General features: G+C 39.8%; 16 protein-coding genes and 1 tRNA gene. 7 read left to right on the top strand and 10 right to left on the bottom strand.

Going from position 1 to position 18,134, the window contains the following annotated elements; genetic code table 11:
- Positions 1-32 precede the first annotated feature (32 nt).
- The 3 genes from DSM08_RS10050 to DSM08_RS19155 all read right to left on the bottom strand — a co-directional run bounded on the left by DSM08_RS10050 (position 33) and on the right by DSM08_RS19155 (position 2,851).
- Positions 33-1,259, bottom strand: coding sequence for an IS110 family RNA-guided transposase (locus DSM08_RS10050; RefSeq protein WP_149525249.1), 1,227 nt, complete (start codon positions 1,257-1,259; stop codon positions 33-35).
- Between the two features lie 366 nt (positions 1,260-1,625).
- Positions 1,626-2,195 (bottom strand): transposase, encoded by a 570-nt coding sequence (locus tag DSM08_RS19160; protein ID WP_223110796.1) that lies wholly within the window; start codon positions 2,193-2,195, stop codon positions 1,626-1,628.
- Between the two features lie 41 nt (positions 2,196-2,236).
- A complete protein-coding gene (locus DSM08_RS19155) occupies positions 2,237-2,851 on the bottom strand; it encodes an IS110 family RNA-guided transposase (RefSeq protein ID WP_223110795.1) in 615 nt (204 codons plus the stop codon).
- A gap of 325 nt (positions 2,852-3,176) precedes the next feature.
- Between DSM08_RS19155 and DSM08_RS19040 the strand changes: the two genes are divergently transcribed.
- Positions 3,177-3,392, top strand: a complete 216-nt coding sequence (locus tag DSM08_RS19040) for a hypothetical protein (protein ID WP_187773831.1) — start codon at positions 3,177-3,179, stop codon at positions 3,390-3,392.
- Between the two features lie 45 nt (positions 3,393-3,437).
- Here DSM08_RS19040 and DSM08_RS10035 read toward each other — a convergent pair.
- From DSM08_RS10035 to xerD, 5 genes are all read right to left on the bottom strand, one after another.
- Positions 3,438-3,509 (bottom strand) — tRNA-Arg (locus DSM08_RS10035).
- A 92-nt stretch (positions 3,510-3,601) separates the two neighbouring features.
- Positions 3,602-4,240, bottom strand: a complete 639-nt coding sequence (locus DSM08_RS10030; RefSeq protein ID WP_149526026.1) for a hypothetical protein — start codon at positions 4,238-4,240, stop codon at positions 3,602-3,604.
- 13 nt (positions 4,241-4,253) lie between these two features.
- Positions 4,254-6,563 carry a TonB-dependent receptor gene (locus DSM08_RS10025; protein WP_149526025.1) on the bottom strand — a complete coding sequence of 770 codons (2,310 nt, stop codon included), beginning with the start codon at positions 6,561-6,563 and terminating at the stop codon, positions 4,254-4,256.
- A gap of 130 nt (positions 6,564-6,693) precedes the next feature.
- The gene (locus DSM08_RS19035; RefSeq protein WP_187773830.1) at positions 6,694-6,867 is read right to left on the bottom strand and encodes a hypothetical protein; all 174 of its coding nucleotides are present in this window, start codon (positions 6,865-6,867) and stop codon (positions 6,694-6,696) included.
- Between the two features lie 150 nt (positions 6,868-7,017).
- Positions 7,018-7,911: a site-specific tyrosine recombinase XerD gene (gene xerD, locus DSM08_RS10020; protein ID WP_149526024.1), complete on the bottom strand. Its 894-nt coding sequence runs from the start codon at positions 7,909-7,911 to the stop codon at positions 7,018-7,020.
- 113 nt (positions 7,912-8,024) lie between these two features.
- Between xerD and DSM08_RS10015 the strand changes: the two genes are divergently transcribed.
- Complete coding sequence (locus tag DSM08_RS10015; protein ID WP_149526023.1) at positions 8,025-10,886, top strand: M16 family metallopeptidase; 2,862 nt, start codon at positions 8,025-8,027, stop codon at positions 10,884-10,886.
- Positions 10,887-10,950: 64 nt separating this feature from the next.
- Here the strand turns inward: DSM08_RS10015 and DSM08_RS10010 are convergent, their stop codons facing one another.
- A complete protein-coding gene (locus tag DSM08_RS10010) occupies positions 10,951-11,334 on the bottom strand; it encodes a hypothetical protein (protein WP_187773829.1) in 384 nt (127 codons plus the stop codon).
- 186 nt (positions 11,335-11,520) lie between these two features.
- The gene (lysS, locus tag DSM08_RS10005) at positions 11,521-13,239 is read right to left on the bottom strand and encodes a lysine--tRNA ligase (RefSeq protein WP_149526021.1); all 1,719 of its coding nucleotides are present in this window, start codon (positions 13,237-13,239) and stop codon (positions 11,521-11,523) included.
- Positions 13,240-13,585: 346 nt separating this feature from the next.
- Between lysS and DSM08_RS10000 the strand changes: the two genes are divergently transcribed.
- The 5 genes from DSM08_RS10000 to DSM08_RS09980 all read left to right on the top strand — a co-directional run bounded on the left by DSM08_RS10000 (position 13,586) and on the right by DSM08_RS09980 (position 18,112).
- Complete coding sequence (locus tag DSM08_RS10000; RefSeq protein ID WP_094256557.1) at positions 13,586-13,834, top strand: type B 50S ribosomal protein L31; 249 nt, start codon at positions 13,586-13,588, stop codon at positions 13,832-13,834.
- 80 nt (positions 13,835-13,914) lie between these two features.
- Positions 13,915-15,117: a putative sugar nucleotidyl transferase gene (locus tag DSM08_RS09995; RefSeq protein WP_149526020.1), complete on the top strand. Its 1,203-nt coding sequence runs from the start codon at positions 13,915-13,917 to the stop codon at positions 15,115-15,117.
- Positions 15,118-15,127: 10 nt separating this feature from the next.
- Positions 15,128-15,895, top strand: a complete 768-nt coding sequence (gene tpiA / locus DSM08_RS09990) for a triose-phosphate isomerase (RefSeq protein WP_149526019.1) — start codon at positions 15,128-15,130, stop codon at positions 15,893-15,895.
- 3 nt (positions 15,896-15,898) lie between these two features.
- Positions 15,899-16,741: a 50S ribosomal protein L11 methyltransferase gene (gene prmA / locus DSM08_RS09985; RefSeq protein WP_149526018.1), complete on the top strand. Its 843-nt coding sequence runs from the start codon at positions 15,899-15,901 to the stop codon at positions 16,739-16,741.
- Positions 16,742-18,112 (top strand): UDP-N-acetylmuramate--L-alanine ligase, encoded by a 1,371-nt coding sequence (locus DSM08_RS09980; protein ID WP_149526017.1) that lies wholly within the window; start codon positions 16,742-16,744, stop codon positions 18,110-18,112.
- The last annotated feature ends 22 nt before the right edge of the window (positions 18,113-18,134 follow it).

Here is an 18,134-nt window from a genome sequence, read left to right as displayed (position 1 = left end):
GGGAGTCTAACCACCAAAAAAAGGTCGATCTTTTATTTATAAGACGTGTTCTTCAGGGTACTCAATTGTTTCTGTAATCTGTCAATTCTTTTAAGTCTTCTATTTTCCAGTATTTTTATATCCTGGGGATGTAATTGATAGGGTTCCATGTCCCTCAGCACATGGTATGCAGCGGTCAATATCTTATGTGCAATGGCTATTGTCGCCTTCTTATGTCCTCTTCGGGCAGCGATCTGGTGATGCTTGACTGCAAGTAAGGGATTGGCCTTGGATCTAGAGGCTACCCATGCGGCCTCTACGAGCGTCGTCTTGAGATACTTATTTCCATGTGTTGTTCTGGAGGAATACTTTTTTCCTGCACTCTCATTGTTGCCCGGGCAAACACCAGCCCATGAGGAAAGGTTCTGATGTGTTGCAAATTGGGTCATGTCCGTACCGATCTCTGAGACGATTCCTAATGCTACTTTGGAAGACACTCCCGGAATAGTCTCCAGTAGTTCCAGCTCCCGATACATGATCCTTGCGTACTGTTCCATCTGAGCCTCTGATTGTGCTATTTGTAGATTGATATGATCGATGGATTGCAGTATAAGGGTCAACATGAAGCGGTGGTGATCTGTGACCTTGCCAGTAAGTGCTTTAATCAGTTCTGCGTGTTTCTTGACCAGTGAACCCTTGGCCATGCTTGCCAACAGCAAAGGATCGCTCTGACCTTTAGCCATGGATCGGACCATTTCCATGGCGCTTACACCGAATACGTCGCTGACCACGCTCCGCAGTTTGACGTTGGCAGATTCAAGGATGTTCTGCAACCGGTTCTTTTCTGCAGTCCGCATCGCGATCAGCTTGCGTCTATGTCGGTAGAGCTCCCTGAGCTCCCGGATATGTTGTGCTGGAATGAAGCTACCCTTCAGTAGACCGGAAAGAAGCAGTTTGGAGATCCATTCGCTATCCTTCTTATCGGTCTTCTGCCCCGGAACATTCTTGATGTGGCGGGCATTGACCAACAAAATGTGAAAGTAATCTTCCAAAACCGCGTAAACCGGTCGCCAGTAAACACCGGTGCTCTCCATGGCAACCTGTGTAATGGAATGGGATTGAAGCCATTGCACTAAATCATACAGGTCATCCGTAAAAGTTAAGAAGGTTTTTGTCTCTGTATCAAAATCACTACCTTTAATGGTAGCAACTACTGTGTCTTTATGGACATCCAGTCCACAGCCACGATCAAGAATAAAGGGTAATCCGCTGACAGCCATAGGTCTTATATTTATTGGTACTAAGATACCGTTTTGGCTAAATGCCTATTGGGACTATGAGCCCGTGACTTTCATGGCTGTTGGTGATACCCGAGTATCATGAATGTTTTTCTGAAAGTTATTGTTGTTTTTTCAATTTAAACCAATAAAAAATCAGACCAGTGATTGTTCAAGGGTCTATTTTTTTGTCTGGAATATTTTGTTTCTGTTTCTTAAGTATTCTTCTTGATCAAAAAAAGGACTTTATTACTAAAAACAAGAGTATAATTTTTTCTTCGAGCTCTAAAGGCATCAACTGTTGGTTCTTAAACGTCTGTTATCAGTTTTTTTCACGGGGAGTCTAACCACCAAAAAAAGGTCGATCTTTTATTTATAAGACGTGTTCTTCAGGGTACTCAATTGTTTCTGTAATCTGTCAATTCTTTTAAGTCTTCTATTTTCCAGTATTTTTATATCCTGGGGATGTAATTGATAGGGCTCCATGTCCCTCAGCACATGGTATGCAGCGGTCAATATCTTATGTGCAATGGCTATTGTCGCCTTCTTATGTCCTCTTCGGGCAGCGATCTGGTGATGCTTGACTGCAAGTAAGGGATTGGCCTTGGATCTAGAGGCTACCCATGCGGCCTCTACGAGCGTCGTCTTGAGATACTTATTTCCATGTGTTGTTCTGGAGGAATACTTTTTTCCTGCACTCTCATTGTTGCCCGGGCAAACACCAGCCCATGAGGAAAGGTTCTGATGTGTTGCAAATTGGGTCATGTCCGTACCGATCTCTGAGACGATTCCTAATGCTACTTTGGAAGACACTCCCGGAATAGTCTCCAGTAGTTCCAGCTCCCGATACATGATCCTTGCGTACTGTTCCATCTGAGCCTCTGATTGTGCTATTTGTAGATTGATATGATCGATGGATTGCAGTATAAGGGTCAACATGAAGCGGTGGTGATCTGTGACCTTGCCAGTAAGTGCTTTAATCAGTTCTGCGTGTTTCTTGACCAGTGAACCCTTGGCATGCTTGCCAACAGCAAAGGATCGCTCTGACCTTTAGCCATGGATCGGACCATTTCCATGGCGCTTACACCGAATACGTCGCTGACCACGCTCCGCAGTTTGACGTTGGCAGATTCAAGGATGTTCTGCAACCGGTTCTTTTCTGCAGTCCGCATCGCGATCAGCTTGCGTCTATGTCGGTAGAGCTCCCTGAGCTCCCGGATATGTTGTGCTGGAATGAAGCTACCCTTCAGTAGACCGGAAAGAAGCAGTTTGGAGATCCATTCGCTATCCTTCTTATCGGTCTTCTGCCCCGGAACATTCTTGATGTGGCGGGCATTGACCAACAAAATGTGAAAGTAATCTTCCAAAACCGCGTAAACCGGTCGCCAGTAAACACCGGTGCTCTCCATGGCAACCTGTGTAATGGAATGGGATTGAAGCCATTGCACTAAATCATACAGGTCATCCGTAAAAGTTAAGAAGGTTTTTGTCTCTGTATCAAAATCACTACCTTTAATGGTAGCAACTACTGTGTCTTTATGGACATCCAGTCCACAGCCACGATCAAGAATAAAGGGTAATCCGCTGACAGCCATAGGTCTTATATTTATTGGTACTAAGATACCGTTTTGGCTAAATGCCTATTGGGACTATGAGCCCGTGACTTTCATGGCTGTTGGTGATACCCGAGTATCATGAATGTTTTTTTGGTCATGTCTTAATACTAACTACTAACTACTATTTTAAACTTAATGAATGGATAAAAGTCAAACATTAAAATAATTTATTAATCAATTCTATATTATGAAGAGTTATCTATTTTTTTGTTGCAGTCTAATATTGTTGTTTCTAAGTTCCTGCGGTGCATCCGTTCAATTTACGCATTTTACTCCCGATAAGATAAAAGGGCTAGATTTAGGGATGAACAGAAACGAGGTTCTTGAAATTTTAGGACCGGATTATACAATTACCAGGAAAGAAATTGTGGATCAGGATACGATAGAGGTTGTGTTTTATCAAGGCTATGTTAGTGATCAACGTTATTTGTTTCAGTTCAAGAACAATAAATTAGATAAATGGGAAAAGGAAATTCAGCGTCGGCAGGTACTACAATATGGTAGTGTTTTGATAAAGTAAAAGAAATTTAAAAGGACTTTCCGTTTTGGAAAGTCCTTTCTTTTGTGCCCGCGGCGAGATTCGAACCCACATCGTCAGAACCGGAATCTGATATTCTATCCATTGAACTACGCAGGCGGCACGCCAAAAATAATATAATTTTTGAGTTTTACACAAGAATAGGTTGCCGAATTCGGCAACCTATTGATTTTTAATTGTCTTAATTGAGCTTAGTGACCATGTCCGCTGTGGTCATCAGCAACTAGATGCGTTTCAAACTTCACATCGATATCATTCGCACCGCCGAACTTACTGAAATCTTTGTTTTGTATGTCTTTCTCAACATCAATACTAGTCTTTACGCCAGGGTTTAGATGACGCATAATATAACGCCAGTTGAACGATTCGCTTGCTTTCAATACCGTGATATAACCTATCGTACCTACTTTCACTTTTGTTTTATCCTCCTTTTTATCGGCATAGATAATTTTCAATGCGTCTGCAGGTGCTCCGATCCAGAATGCGAAGTGCTGATCGTCACGATCGATAAAAGTCTTTTGGCTTTGACGACCTGCAAAGTCAAATACTCTTAATTCAAAACGGTAAGTTTTGCCCACTTCTAAGTGCATGTGTGCTCCAACTGGTGGAAGGAATTTCTCGCCTTCGAAGATAATGCTATCTTTTTCTTGTCCTGCGAAATCATTGTAGTGAAAATGATCACCGTGCGCTTCTACTTCCACTTCCGTAAAAACTAATCTCGCCGATCCTACTTCTTCCTGATCAATGACAGGAATTGGATCATCTTTGGAACAAGAATTTAGAGCTATTAATGCGATAATAGCAGATGCGATATATTTACTGATTTTCATGGTCTTAATATTTTTAGAATTTATAACTAATTGATAATTTGATGTTTCTTCCTGGACGATGCGCATAATAGCGGAATCGATCCATATAATCTTTGTATTCGGTATTGAATAAATTTTCTAGAGCTAACGAGCTTGTTAATTTGTTGTTTTGGATTTGAAACGTTCTGCTGGCATGTAGATGCAATAGATGATATGCTGCTGGGGGAGCAATAAAGTCTGTTCCTTCAGCATAACGATCCTGCTTGGCTACAAATTCATGTGTAAATTTCAAATAGGTTGAGCTTTCTGCCTCGATGTTCCATTGTACAGCCTGTGAAAACCTATCTGATGGGATATAAGGGAGATAAGCATCTAAACTTGTGTTTTTTGCTCTAACTAAGCTACCCTGAAACTGATAATCGAAAAGTTGATTTATCTTCCAGCTTGCATTGATATCAACGCCATAAAATATGCTGTTGTGCTGTTCGTAACTGAATACCGGAAATGTTCCGCGAATGGTTTGGCGAACAGAGTCGGGGTTAGGGGTGGCGTAGATATAGTTTGCAATATATTGTACAAATCCATCGATGTCAATATTCCAGTTGTCCGCTCTTCTACTAATCGAATTGACCCACTTATAGCCTTGCTCTGCTTTAAGATCTAAGTTTCCTATTTCATAAATTCCTGCGCCATGATGCACTCCGTCGCTATATAGTTCATTTGCTGTTGGTGCACGCCAAGCCAATCCCACATTTGATTTGAAAGTCCACTGTTGATTAATGGCATAGCGAAGACCTACGGAACCCGATACATTGTGGAAATTGCGAACGTCCTCCATAAGGTACTGCTGAGGCGTACTTCCCGTTTGATCCGTGTATTGAAAACGATATCCTGCAGCATCGAAATGTTTGAAATCGTAACGCCAGCCTGCTTCAAGGTTGATCTTATTGAAAGCGAAATCATGTATACCAAAAACTCCAATTCCGTAGCTGTCGTAATTTGGAATAATTGGCGTTGTGCCAGTCCCTTCAACATTGTTGTTTACTTGGCTAACAGCCGATATACCCAATGAATGCTGATTGCGTTTCATTAGTAATTCGAGCTGTTGGGTTGACAATAACATATCCGACATCGGCACATCATCTGCAACCGCTCGGCGCATATCGAATTCGCGACGGTGATTTCTCTGCCATGAATACTGTGCATCCAATTTCCAATCGTTTTGAAATTGGTATTGGTATTTAAGTCTTGCAAGTTGATGATCTACCTTTTGTTTGGGTGCTGCGATATCATACGTAAATCCGTAGTCCTCTAAGGGTTTTCCGTGTTCAATCCTAGCAAAAATATCATCGATAGTTCCGATGTGAGCTCCGTAGAAAATGCCTAGCTGTGTTGCAAATCGCGAATAGAATACATCCCATTTGTGGTTGTTATGTTGATATTGCAGTGCGGTACTCCAGTTCAGTTCTTCCGAGCCCGTATTTCCTAAATAGTAGTTTGCGGTTTTGCTGTTTCCGAGTTTCTTACCCGACGCTTGCAAACGCCAGGCGAGATTAGGGATAGCGGTTATTCCACCTTCTACCTCCGCATTCAGCGTTCCGCCTCTGCCGTTACTCTGTCCAATCAAATCTACACGTCCTTGTAGACGTTCAGGATCGATATTTTCTGATTTTGCAATCAGCACTCCGCCTAAAGCGTCCGCACCATATCTTACCGCCTGTGCACCTTTTATGACTTCAAATTGATCAGCTGAGAAAGCATCTAATTCTGGGGCATGCTCTGCACCCCATTGCTGGCTTTCTAGTTTTACTCCTTGATTCAATAGGAGGATACGACTACTATGAAGACCATTGATGACCGGCTTAGCGATAGTTTGGCCCGTATTTAAAAGACTAACCCCAGCAAGTTTAGAAAATACCTCAGCCGCCAGTTTACCCTTGCTTTCTTCAATCTGTGTTTGGTTAAGCTTATATTGTACAGCAGAAACTTGTTCCTGTTGACTGGCTTGAACCGTTACACCGTCTAATTCTGTTGTTTTTTGAACTAGGTGAATATGCAGTACACTATCCTTTGAAAGATTGATGCGTTGGGTATAATCATGAAAACCTAATGCACTAATTTTAAGTCTGTAGGTTTTCTTAGGGTCTAAATTTTCAATAGAAAATGAACCTTCCTGATCAGATTTTGTCTGAAGGTCAGCGTCGGTAAGTTTTATAGTTGCATTAGATAATGGTTGATGATTCTCATCAGCAACCAGACCACGTAAATTGGCCGATTTATTTGTCTGTGCTCCCCCTGATAATGAAATCAGAATCGCCAACACAGTCAAAACATATTTTGACATGTAGGATTACATTAAACTTTGATGGATTTTGTGATTACTCGTTAGCTGTTTTTGAGAGCAGGGGGTGCTCTTAAGCCATTCGTATAATACCGTTTAATATTTACCTCAGACGGCAAGTCGATAGAATAACTTACGTTTCTCTCAAATTCTCCAGGATTACTTTCCCATGAATACGTAGGAGATTGTGAGATGAGCTGATGGTAATATAGAAAACAGTAGGTACAATCATCATGCTGATGATCTGCATGTTCATCCGTGGTAGAATGGTGATGGCAATGGTCAGCATGTTCATGCGTATGATCATGCTGATGTGCTAGCATAAATCCAAAAGACATAGATAGAACGACCAACCAAAGGCTGGCTATTGATGTTCGAAAATGTCTAATGATGTTTATCACGTTGCAAATATACAGCAAATGCAATCTAGTTGCAAATTAAAATAAACAAAGTTGCATTAAGATCTGGGGTGGTATTGTGTTATTACGCTTTGTAGATAATCTTTATCAATATGCGTGTATATTTCTGTCGTAGTGATGCTTTCGTGTCCTAACATATCTTGCACGGCACGTAAATCTGCACCGCCTTCAACGAGATGGGAAGCAAAACTATGGCGGAATGTATGCGGACTTATTTCTTTCTGCAGATTGATTTTGGTTGCAAGGTCTTTAATGATGATGTAAATCATTACACGAGATAGGGCAGCACCGCGACGGTTTAAGAAGACATAATCTTCATTTCCGGCTTTCACAGGCGTGTGTACTCTGACCTCATTTAGGTATATTTTTAAATATTGTATAGCCTGCTGTCCGATAGGGATTAATCGTTCCTTATTTCCTTTTCCTTCGACCTTAATAAACTCCACATCTAAAAACAGGTTAGAGCGCTTGAGATTGCAAAGTTCAGAAACGCGTAGACCACAGCCGTAGAGTATCTCCAAGATCGCTTTATTGCGCATTCCTTCCGGACTGGAGAGGTCAATAGCGGCGATCAATTGATCTATTTCTTCGATTGATAACACCGACGGAAGTTTGCGTGCGATACGTGGTGCTTCGATAAGCTCTGCTGGATTTGACTCGTAGTCGTACTCGATTTGTAGGAACTTAAAAAAGGTTTTAATACCCGACAATATACGAGCTTGTGAGTAGGTCGATATGGAAAATTCGTTAATCCAGAGTAAAAAGTTTTGTAACTCTTTTGTGGTAATTTGGGGGATTGTTATTTCGTGCAGTTCGCAATAGTGTTGTAGTTTCAGAACGTCATTCTGATAGGCTTCTATGCTGTTTTCAGCTAAACCGCGTTCTAAGAGTAAGTAGCGTTTAAAGTCTCTATTTACGGTATCCCAATTCATATGTTAAATATATGTAATTTATTCTGATTAGTATTAATGTTGTTTTAATACTAAAGAAATTGTCGTAGATTGGTCCCGGTAAAAATCAGTAACCATTCAGATAAATTATTTTTATGAAAATTTTAAAACCATTGGCTCTAGCCTTTTTGTTGCCTTTTACTGCGGAAGTTGCAACAGCCTATGAGTCAAGTTCCTTAATCACAGAAGCGAAAGTTATACTTCAAAAGGACTCCTTGAAATGGGATGCGAAGCTTCCTTTCGATAATGAGGTTAAAACCGGTACATTGAAAAATGGATTTCAGTATTATATCCGTAAAAACGTCGAGCCGGAAAAACGCGTGACGATGTATTTAGCGGTAAAAGTAGGTTCTATTGTAGAAACTGAGAAAGAGCTAGGATTAGCGCATTTCTTAGAACATATGAACTTCAACGGTCTTAAGCATTTCCCGAAAAATGAGTTAGTTAACTACTTGCAAAAAGCAGGTGTTCGTTTTGGGTCAGATTTAAATGCTTACACTGGTTTCGATGAAACGGTTTATCAGCTTCCAATTCCATCGGATGATCCTGAATTGTTAAAGAACGGTCTTCAAGTAATGCGCGACTGGGCTCAGGATGCGATGCTAGAGGATAGCGAAATTAATAAAGAGCGCGGGATTATTATGGAAGAGATGCGCGGTAGCCGTGGCGCCATGCAACGTATGCGCGATCAATTCTTAAAAGTATTGGTAAATGGTTCGCGTTACGCTGATCGCTTGCCGATTGGTACGGAAGAGGTTGTGATGAACTTTGATCCTAAGGTGATTCGTCAGTTTCACCAAGATTGGTATCGTCCGGATTTACAGTCGATTATCGTAGTTGGTGATGTTGATCCTGTTTATATTGAAAGTGAAATCAAGCGTTTGTTTTCAGACATGCGCGTAAATTCAAAACCGAAAGAGCGCACTGAATACAAGATTGATTTGATCAACAAGAATCAATTCGTCAAAGTTACAGATCCCGAAATGACTTATACGATTGGACAGGTTCTTATTAAGCATCCTGAAGAGAAGGTGAGCACTGTAGGTGATTACCGTCGTTCTTTGATGAAAGCGGTTTATAATCAAATGATCAACTCTCGTTTGGGCGAGTTGAGTCAATCTGCAAATCCTCCATTTATTCAAGGTGGTATTGATATTGGTGAATTCATGGGAGGTTTAGATAATCTGTCGGCATTTTTCGTTGCAAAACCTGGAGAGTTCGAAGAGGGTTTCAAATCTTTGGTTCGTGAGTTAGATCGTGTTGACAAATTCGGTTTCACAGAGACAGAATTTCAACGTGCCATTACTGCATTGAATAAAAACAATGAAACAGCTTATACTGAGCGCAGCAAAAAGAAATCTGATAGTTATGTAAATACTTATCTTGATCATTTCTTAAACGATGGACCTGCTTTAAGTAACGAAGATAGATATCAGATTACTAAGCAATTATTGCCGAGCTTGACTCTGAAAGAAGTTGAAGCAATCGGTCAAAAGTATTATGTTGATACTAACCGTGATGTTGTAATCTTAGCGCCAGATGCAGAGAAAGATAAGTTGCCTGATGAGCAAACAGTGACGACTTGGTTCGCTGATGTTGATAAAGAGCAATTAACGGCTTATGATGATAAAGTTTCTGATTTACCTATGCTCTCTAAAGAGCCGGTAAAAGGAAGTATCACGTCGGAAAAATCAATTGATAAGATTAACTCGAAAGAATTTGTTTTGAATAATGGCGTTAAAGTTGTTTTGAAACCTACTACCTTTAAGAATGATGAGATCTTAATTAGTGCATTCAGCCCAGGAGGTACTTCACTTTATCCGGATGCTGAATTCATGTCTGCATCATTTGCTGGAAATCTGATTAATTCTAGTGGTATTGGACAATTGAATACTTTCGAATTGCAAAAGTATTTAACTGGCAAGGATGTAAACATTAGCCCGTATATCAACGAGCGTTCAGAAGGTATTTCTGGAAGCACGGATAAGGAAGGCTTGAAAACGGCATTCGAAATGATCTACGGATATTTTACAGAGCCTAGAATTGAAAGCGACGTATTTCAAGGTATCATGAGCAAGCAATTGAACATGTTGGCGAACAGAGATAACGATCCTAACTTTGTTTATTCAAAAGCTACGATGAACGCTTTATACGGTAATAACATTCGTCGTATTCCTTATGGCAAAGAAGAATTGGAAAAAGTGAACCAAGAGCGTGCATTAGAAATCTACAAGGATAGATTTGCTGACGCTTCGGACTTTACTTTCTTCATCGTTGGTTCTATCACAGAAGATGAGATCAAGCCTTATTTGGAAAATTATCTTGCAGCATTGCCAACTACTTCGCGTAAAGAGGCTCCTAAGGATTTAGGAATTTATGAGCCAGCAAAAGGTAAAGAGGTTGTTGTAAATAAAGGAAAAGAGGCAAAAGCTAACGTTCGTTTATCGATTTACGGTGATTATACCTACAACGACGTAGAGAATGTGAATATGGATGCGCTCGAGAAAGTGTTGTCTACTCGTTTGTTGGAGCGCTTGCGCGAAGAGGAGAGTGGTGTTTATGGTACTGGTGCGCGCGCTGGTTATTCTAAAAATCCTAAGCCTCGCTATAGTATCCACGTTTCATTCGGAACAAGCGTTGATAAATATCAATCTTTAATTGCTTCAGCATTAGATGAGTTTAAGAAAATTAAAGCTAATGGACCATCGCAAGTCGATTTAGATAAATTTAAGATCGAGGAAAAACGTCAGTTGGAATTGAGTCTTAAAGAAAACGGATTCTGGATGAGTCAGTTACTTTCTGCTTACCAATTGGGCGAAGATCCAACGTATATTACACGTTATTTAAATGATCTTGACAAGGTGACAGTTAAATCTGTAAAAGATGTGGCTAATAAATATCTGAAAGAAGATCGTTTGTTTAAGTTTATCTTATTACCGGATGCTCCAGCAAAATAGCAACAATTAAAATTGACCGATTGAATCGGGTATAATAAGGGCTGTCAAAAGACAGCCCTTTTTCTTATTCTTTCATTTTCACGAATGTTTGATTAAAGCAATCATAACATTGTTCATTCATTAAAAGTAAAGTGTCTTTTCTATAAACGGATGCTTTATGTTCTCCGTTATGAATCAACCATTCCATTTTTTGCGATTCAATAACTTTTCCTAGTTGTAGGTTGTATGGAATAGCCCGTTGCAGTTCGCCATCTGCATAGGTAAATATACTGTCTTTGGTTATCTGCAGGTGGATCTGTTTACCGGAAGACTCCGGTGTGGTCGTTGTACCAGCAAAGCCCCCTGTCGTTTTTATCCAACGCCAATTTCCTTCAATTTTTGGTTTTCTAGGTCCGTTTGAAGATGTGCCGCAGGCGAATATAGTGCCGAGAAGAATTAATGGGATCATGTTTTTCATTTCATATCCTTTCGTTGATGATATGGGTAATAAGTCGTTAATCCATTGTTTTGTTTGATAGCAAGGAAGTTAAATAGGAGATTAGTTCTTAGCAATTGGTCTGAAAAAAATAAAAGCCCCACAATTTGTGAGGCTTAAATTTAGTTTGATTCAGAATTTTTCTATTCTGCGCGCTATTTATGCAAACCAAGCAAGGACTTCATCCTTTGTTGGCATAGCTATATCTAATTTCATTTTTTTGCGCATTCCGCCAAGGTCATTGAAAACCTTGTTTGGATTGGCTTCTTTCAATGCTTCGATGGCATTGAAGCCCATTTTTTGAAGAACCGGTACCCAACCTTCTGGAATTCCTAAAGCAACATAATCTGCTACGGAAGCTACTTTAGCCACTTTCTCAGGGCGCATTTGAGGGAAGAACAATACTTCTTGAATAGAAGGATTGTTTGTTAAGAACATAATCAATCTGTCCATTCCGATACCTAGTCCTGAAGTAGGAGGCATACCATACTCTAATGCACGTAGGAAATCTTGATCGATGAACATCGCCTCATCGTCTCCTTTTTCGGAAAGTTTCAGCTGATCTTCGAATCTTTCGCGTTGATCGATAGGGTCGTTCAGCTCAGAATATGCATTTGCAATTTCCTTACCACATACCATCAATTCAAAACGCTCCGTCAGTTCTGGATTGTCGCGGTGCTTTTTCGTCAATGGTGACATCTCGATAGGGTAGTCTGTGATGAATGTTGGTTGGATAAAGTTTCCTTCACATTTCTCGCCAAAGATTTCATCAATCAATTTACCTTTACCCATTGTTTCATTTACGGCGATTCCCATACCTTTTGCTGCTTCGCGAATCTCGTCTTCAGACTTTCCGGTAATATCGAATCCTGTGAACTGTTTGATTGCTTCCGTCATGCTTACGCGAGGATAAGGTGCTTTGAAATCAATCTTATGCTCGTTGAAGGTAGCTTGGGTCGTTCCGTTTACCGCTAATGCACAGTGCTCAAGAAGTCTTTCGGTGAAATCCATCATCCAATTGTAGTCTTTGTAAGCAACGTAGATTTCCATTGCGGTAAACTCTGGATTATGCGTGCGATCCATACCTTCGTTACGGAAGTTTTTAGAAAACTCGTAAACACCATCAAAACCACCAACGATTAATCTCTTTAAGTAAAGTTCGTTTGCAATTCTTAGATACAATGGTATGTCAAGCGCATTGTGATGTGTAATGAACGGACGTGCAGCAGCACCACCAGGAATGGACTGAAGAATTGGAGTTTCAACCTCCATATATCCAGCGTTGTTGAAATATTCGCGCATCGCGTTAAAGAGCTTTGTGCGCTTCACAAAAATCTCTCTATTCTGTGCATTAACGATTAAATCCACATAACGCATGCGGTATCTTTGTTCTGGATCAGTAAAGGCGTCAAATGTTTTACCATCAGCTTCTTTTACGATTGGAAGAGGACGTAAAGACTTCGTCAATACTTTTAACTCTTCTACATGTATACTGATCTCGCCAGTCTGCGTTGTGAATACATATCCTCTAATCCCTACGATATCACCGATATCAAGAAGTTTTTTGAATACTGTATTATAAAGGGTTTTATCTTCGGTAGGGCAGATATCATCACGCTTTACATAAGCCTGAATACGTCCAGTAGAGTCTTGTAATTCAATGAAAGAAGCACTTCCCATCACACGACGACTCATGATGCGTCCTGCAAATTGGATGTTCTTATAGTTGAGTTTATCTCTTTCGTAGTTTGCTAATATGTCTTCTGCCGTTGCATTTACGACAAATTCTTCCGCAGGGAAAGGATTGATTCCGAGGTCGATCATTCCTTGAAGGTTTAGCCTGCGCTGTTGTTCTTGTTCTGATAATACGATACTCATTTTTTCTGAAATGTGTCTGTTTTTAAAGGCCAATAAGAAAATTCAATCTTCTTGGTATTTCGAGGAAAACATGCAAGTTGTTTTTCGAACTTAAATTGACTGCAAAAGTAGGAAATTAGAACTACTTAATCGATATGGGAAGGCAAAAAAAGGAGATTATTATAGTATTGAGCTTGTAAATTTCAAAGCAATTTGCAATTTTTGCATGTTGAGTGCTCAACGATAATAAAGCAAAGGAATTTTATTAACACTATGTGGAATGAAATTTTATGGTTTTTTGTATTTGATGAAAAAATAAATTATCTTTGCACCTCAATTGTTGAATATATAGTAATCATAAGATAAAATGAAAAAAGATTTGCATCCATCGAACTACAGATTAGTTGTTTTCAAAGACATGTCTAACGACTACGCTTTCATCACTAAATCTTGTGTTGACACAAAAGAGACCATTACTTGGGAAGATGGTACTGAATATCCATTAGTGAAATTAGAGATTTCTCACACTTCACACCCTTTTTACACTGGTAAGATGAAATTAGTTGATACAGCCGGACGTATTGATAAATTCCGTAGCCGTTACAACAAGAAATAAGTTTTATTTCCTACAAGAAATTAAAGAAGATCCCGATAACATTAGCTTATCGGGTTTTTTTATGTATTTTTATTTAATTTATGTCCTGTTCTATCGTATTATATGATAATGCCGAATGGCGGAGGCAATTGTTGCCTTTTAGCGCCACGAGGCCTGTAGGCAATCTACGTGTTGGCATATGTACGATAGATGAAAAATGGCGCCAAATCTTCGGAAAGGAGGTTGGCTATTTGACCGTAGATTATCTTCAGGATGCATTTCCGCTGATCAATTCCGATACTACATATAATCTGATTATTAAAGCTAGTGTTCTGCCATCAGATCAATTGCTTGAGGCAATCGATAGGTTGTCTGTCGGCGAATGTTTGGTTAAGAATGGAGCGTGGATAGCAGCAAAAACAGAACTACTTCCTGTAGGAATAGATATTACGTTTTCTGATCTTAAACCGATTAACGTTGATTTTCCAATAGAGGAAGTTTGTTACCCTGAAGACATTTATCTGCACAATAAGAAACAATTGCTTTTCGATTTTAATTTATTGACCAAAGGAAGGAGTACCGCCAAGTTGAGCAGTAGCAATATGATCTTTGGTGAATGGATTTTTGTTGAAGAGGGTGCTCAAGTTGAAAGCGTCAGTTTAAATAGCCTGAATGGACCCATCTATATTGGAAAGCACGCGAATCTAGAAGAGGGCAGCTTTCTTAGAGGCTATGTAGGAATTGGAGATAGCGCTCGGGTTAAAATGGGGTCTCGACTGTATGAGAATGTGTCGATCGGGCCTCAAAGCACAGTAGGAGGTGAGGTCAATAACTCTGTCCTTTGGGGTAACAGCGCGAAAGGACATGACGGTTATCTGGGATGTTCGGTTATTGGTGAGGGCTGCAATTTAGGCGCCGGCACAAGTAACTCAAACTTGAAGAATAACTGGAGTACAGTCAAATTATATGACTATTTTAGCGGAGGAATGCGTGATACCAAATTGCAGAAATGTGGATTGATGATGGGGGATTATGCAATGGCAGCTATAAATTCCTCATTTAATACGGGAAGCGTGATTGGCGTCGGTGCGCAGATAGCATTGTCGAAATTTATTCCCAAATTTGTTCCAGATTTTAGTTGGTTAACCGACAAGGAGTACACCGATTATAAGTTGGATGGATTTTTAAATATGTTGCAGCGAAAGCAGGGCTCGGCAAATAGCAATCATTTAAAAGGTTATGAAATAATAAGACGTGTTTTTAAGGACACAGAGAGTTTAAGAGTGCAATTAATCAACCATTAATATATAATTTATGCGTAAGAACATCGTAGCAGGAAACTGGAAAATGAACATGGATTATGAGCAGGGTGTAAGCCTTTTCTCAGAAATTGTGAACATGGTGAAAGATGAGGTCAGAGGAAATCAAGAAGTTGTGGTATGTAGTCCTTTTATCCATTTGCCGGCTTTAGCTAAATTAAGCGCTCCTGTAGCCAACGTGGCGATAGGTGCACAGAATATTCATCAAGCGGAATCAGGTGCCTTTACAGGCGAAATATCGGCTTCTCAAGTAAAATCTACAGGTGCGAGCTATGTTATCCTAGGCCATTCAGAGCGTAGAGCTTATTTCGGTGAAACTGATGAGTTATTGGCTGAAAAAGTAGATGCTGCTTTGAAACATGATTTGAAGCCTATATTCTGTATTGGTGAAACAAAAGAAGAGCGCGAATCGGGTTCTTTCTTCGATATCATCAAAACGCAATTGAGCAAAGGTTTATTTCATTTAAGTCCTGAAGCGTTTAAATCGGTCGTTTTAGCATATGAACCAGTTTGGGCTATCGGAACAGGATTAACGGCTAGCCCGGAGCAAGCGCAAGAAGTTCATGCTTTTATCCGCAAAACTATTGCTGAAAAGTATGGAGAAACTATTGCTGACGATACGACTATCCTTTATGGCGGAAGTGCTAATCCATCTAATGCGCAAAGCTTATTCTCACAACCGGATATTGATGGCGGTTTGATTGGCGGTGCATCTTTGAAATCTCGCGATTTCTTACAAATTATTAGTGTATTTAACGCGTAATATATGAAATACTCAGCAGTTACTTTTACGTCTTCAAGTATTGAAGATTGGCAAAAGGATTTGCTAATTTCTGAATTAGCAGAAATTGGTTTTGATACTTTCGAAGATATTGATGGAGGTTTCGAAGCCTATATCCCTTCTGCTAATTTAGATATCCAAGCTTTGGAATCTGTGTTGCTAAGCGAAGTTGATGGATTTGACCTAGACTATCAGGTAAAGGAAATTGAGGAGAAAAATTGGAACCAGATTTGGGAAAGTAACTTCAACCCGATTCTTGTCGATAATACGTGCTATGTTCGTGCAACATTTCATGAAGATCGCCCAGAGTACCCATATCAGATAATCATCGATCCTAAAATGTCATTTGGCACAGGTCATCATCAGACGACTTCCATGATGCTTTCTTTTATTCTAGAAAACGAATTCAATGGAAAAGAAGTCTTGGACATGGGCTGTGGTACGGGAATTTTAGCGATTCTTGCTTCAAAAAGAGGAGCAAAGCAATTGCTTGCTGTTGACTACGATCCAGTTTGTGTCGACAGTGTGATTGAGAATGTTCAATTAAATGATGTTAGTAATATAGCGGCTAAATTGGGTTCTAAGGAAGCTATTGAGGGCTTGTCTTTTGAGACTATTCTTGCTAATATCAACCGGAATATTTTGCTAGATCAGTTGGATACCTATGCTGCCTGTTTGGCTAATGGAGGCGAACTATATCTTTCCGGCTTCTATGATGGAGAAGATCTCGAAATTCTCAAACAAAAGGCCGAGTCAGTTGGTTTCCAATATGTGGAAAATAAAGTTCTCGATAATTGGTGTGCAGCCAAGTTTACTAAAGCTAATTAAATGCGTATTCATTTTATTGCCATAGGCGGAAGCATTATGCATAATTTGGCTATTAACTTAGCCGAGCAAGGCCATCAGGTTAGTGGTTCTGACGATCAAATCGTGGAACCCTCTAAATCGCATTTACTGGAAGCCGGGCTGCTTCCTAAAGAATTAGGATGGTTTCCCGAGAAAGTAAGTGAGGATATCGATGCTGTCATTCTTGGGATGCATGCCGAGGAAGAAAATCCGGAGCTTAAAAAGGCTCAGGAATTAGGTCTTAAAATCTACTCGTTTCCAGAATTCGTATATGAGCAAAGTGTAGACAAAATACGCGTCGTAATCGCAGGGACTTATGGTAAAACGACCATCACAAGCATGATTATGCATGTGTTGAAGAAGCTCGGCAAGCCATTCGACTACCTAGTAGGCGCTCAATTAGAAGGATTTGATGACTTATTGCAGCTAAATCCGGACAATAATCTCATGATCATCGAGGGTGATGAATATTACGCATCCTCCGTGGATAAGCATTCTAAATTCTTAGAATATAAACCTAATATCGCATTGATTTCCGGAGTAGAGTGGGATCACTTTAAAACTGTTATCGATGAAGAAGCTTATTATAAGCAATTTGAGGACTTTATAAGAACGATTTTTCCCAAAGGTACTCTAATCTATAATAAGGACGATGAGCGCACTAGAGCGATTGTAGAGCGCACTATGGATATCAAAATAAATCGCCATGGATATAAGCTCCCTGAGTATTCTATAAACAAAGGAGTAACCTATTTAAATCATGGCGAAGATCGCATTCCGTTAAAGATTTTCGGAAAACATAACCTCTCTAATGTCGCAGGCGCTTTTACGGTGTGTGAATGGCTGGGTGTTAAGCGAGATGAGTTTTATCATGCTATCCAGGACTTCAAGAGTTCAATTCGTTATCTAGAATTTGTCGCAAGTCAGAATGGCAGTGTAGTCTACCAAGATTTCGCCCATACGCCGTCCAAATTACGTTCAAGTATTCACGCAGTCAAAGAACAGTTTCCGAATCAAGCACTCGTTACGGTTATCGAATTGAATGCTTATGATAGTCTTGATCCACACTTTATTCAAGAGTACACAAATAGTATGAATGAGTCAGATTTCGCGGCTGTTTTTGTGAATATTTCTCTTTTAAAGGAAAAAAATATAGTATTGGATAATGCTATTGAAAATTTAACTCAAGCGTTCAACCATCCTTCATTCCAAGTGATAACGCAAATAGCTGATTTAGAGCACTTTTTAGAGGGTTTTAAGTCAACTGGGTACAATTTGCTATTTATGAGTTCAAACAATTACAATGGGGTAAATATGTCAAGCTTTGCAGACAAATTTTTAAGAAATTTTTAAGATACTTATAAAAATTTTCTAA

It is taken from the genome of Sphingobacterium hotanense (assembly GCF_008274825.1).
Taxonomy (GTDB): Bacteria; Bacteroidota; Bacteroidia; order Sphingobacteriales; family Sphingobacteriaceae; genus Sphingobacterium; species Sphingobacterium hotanense.
This window is presented reverse-complemented; position numbering and strand designations above follow the sequence as displayed.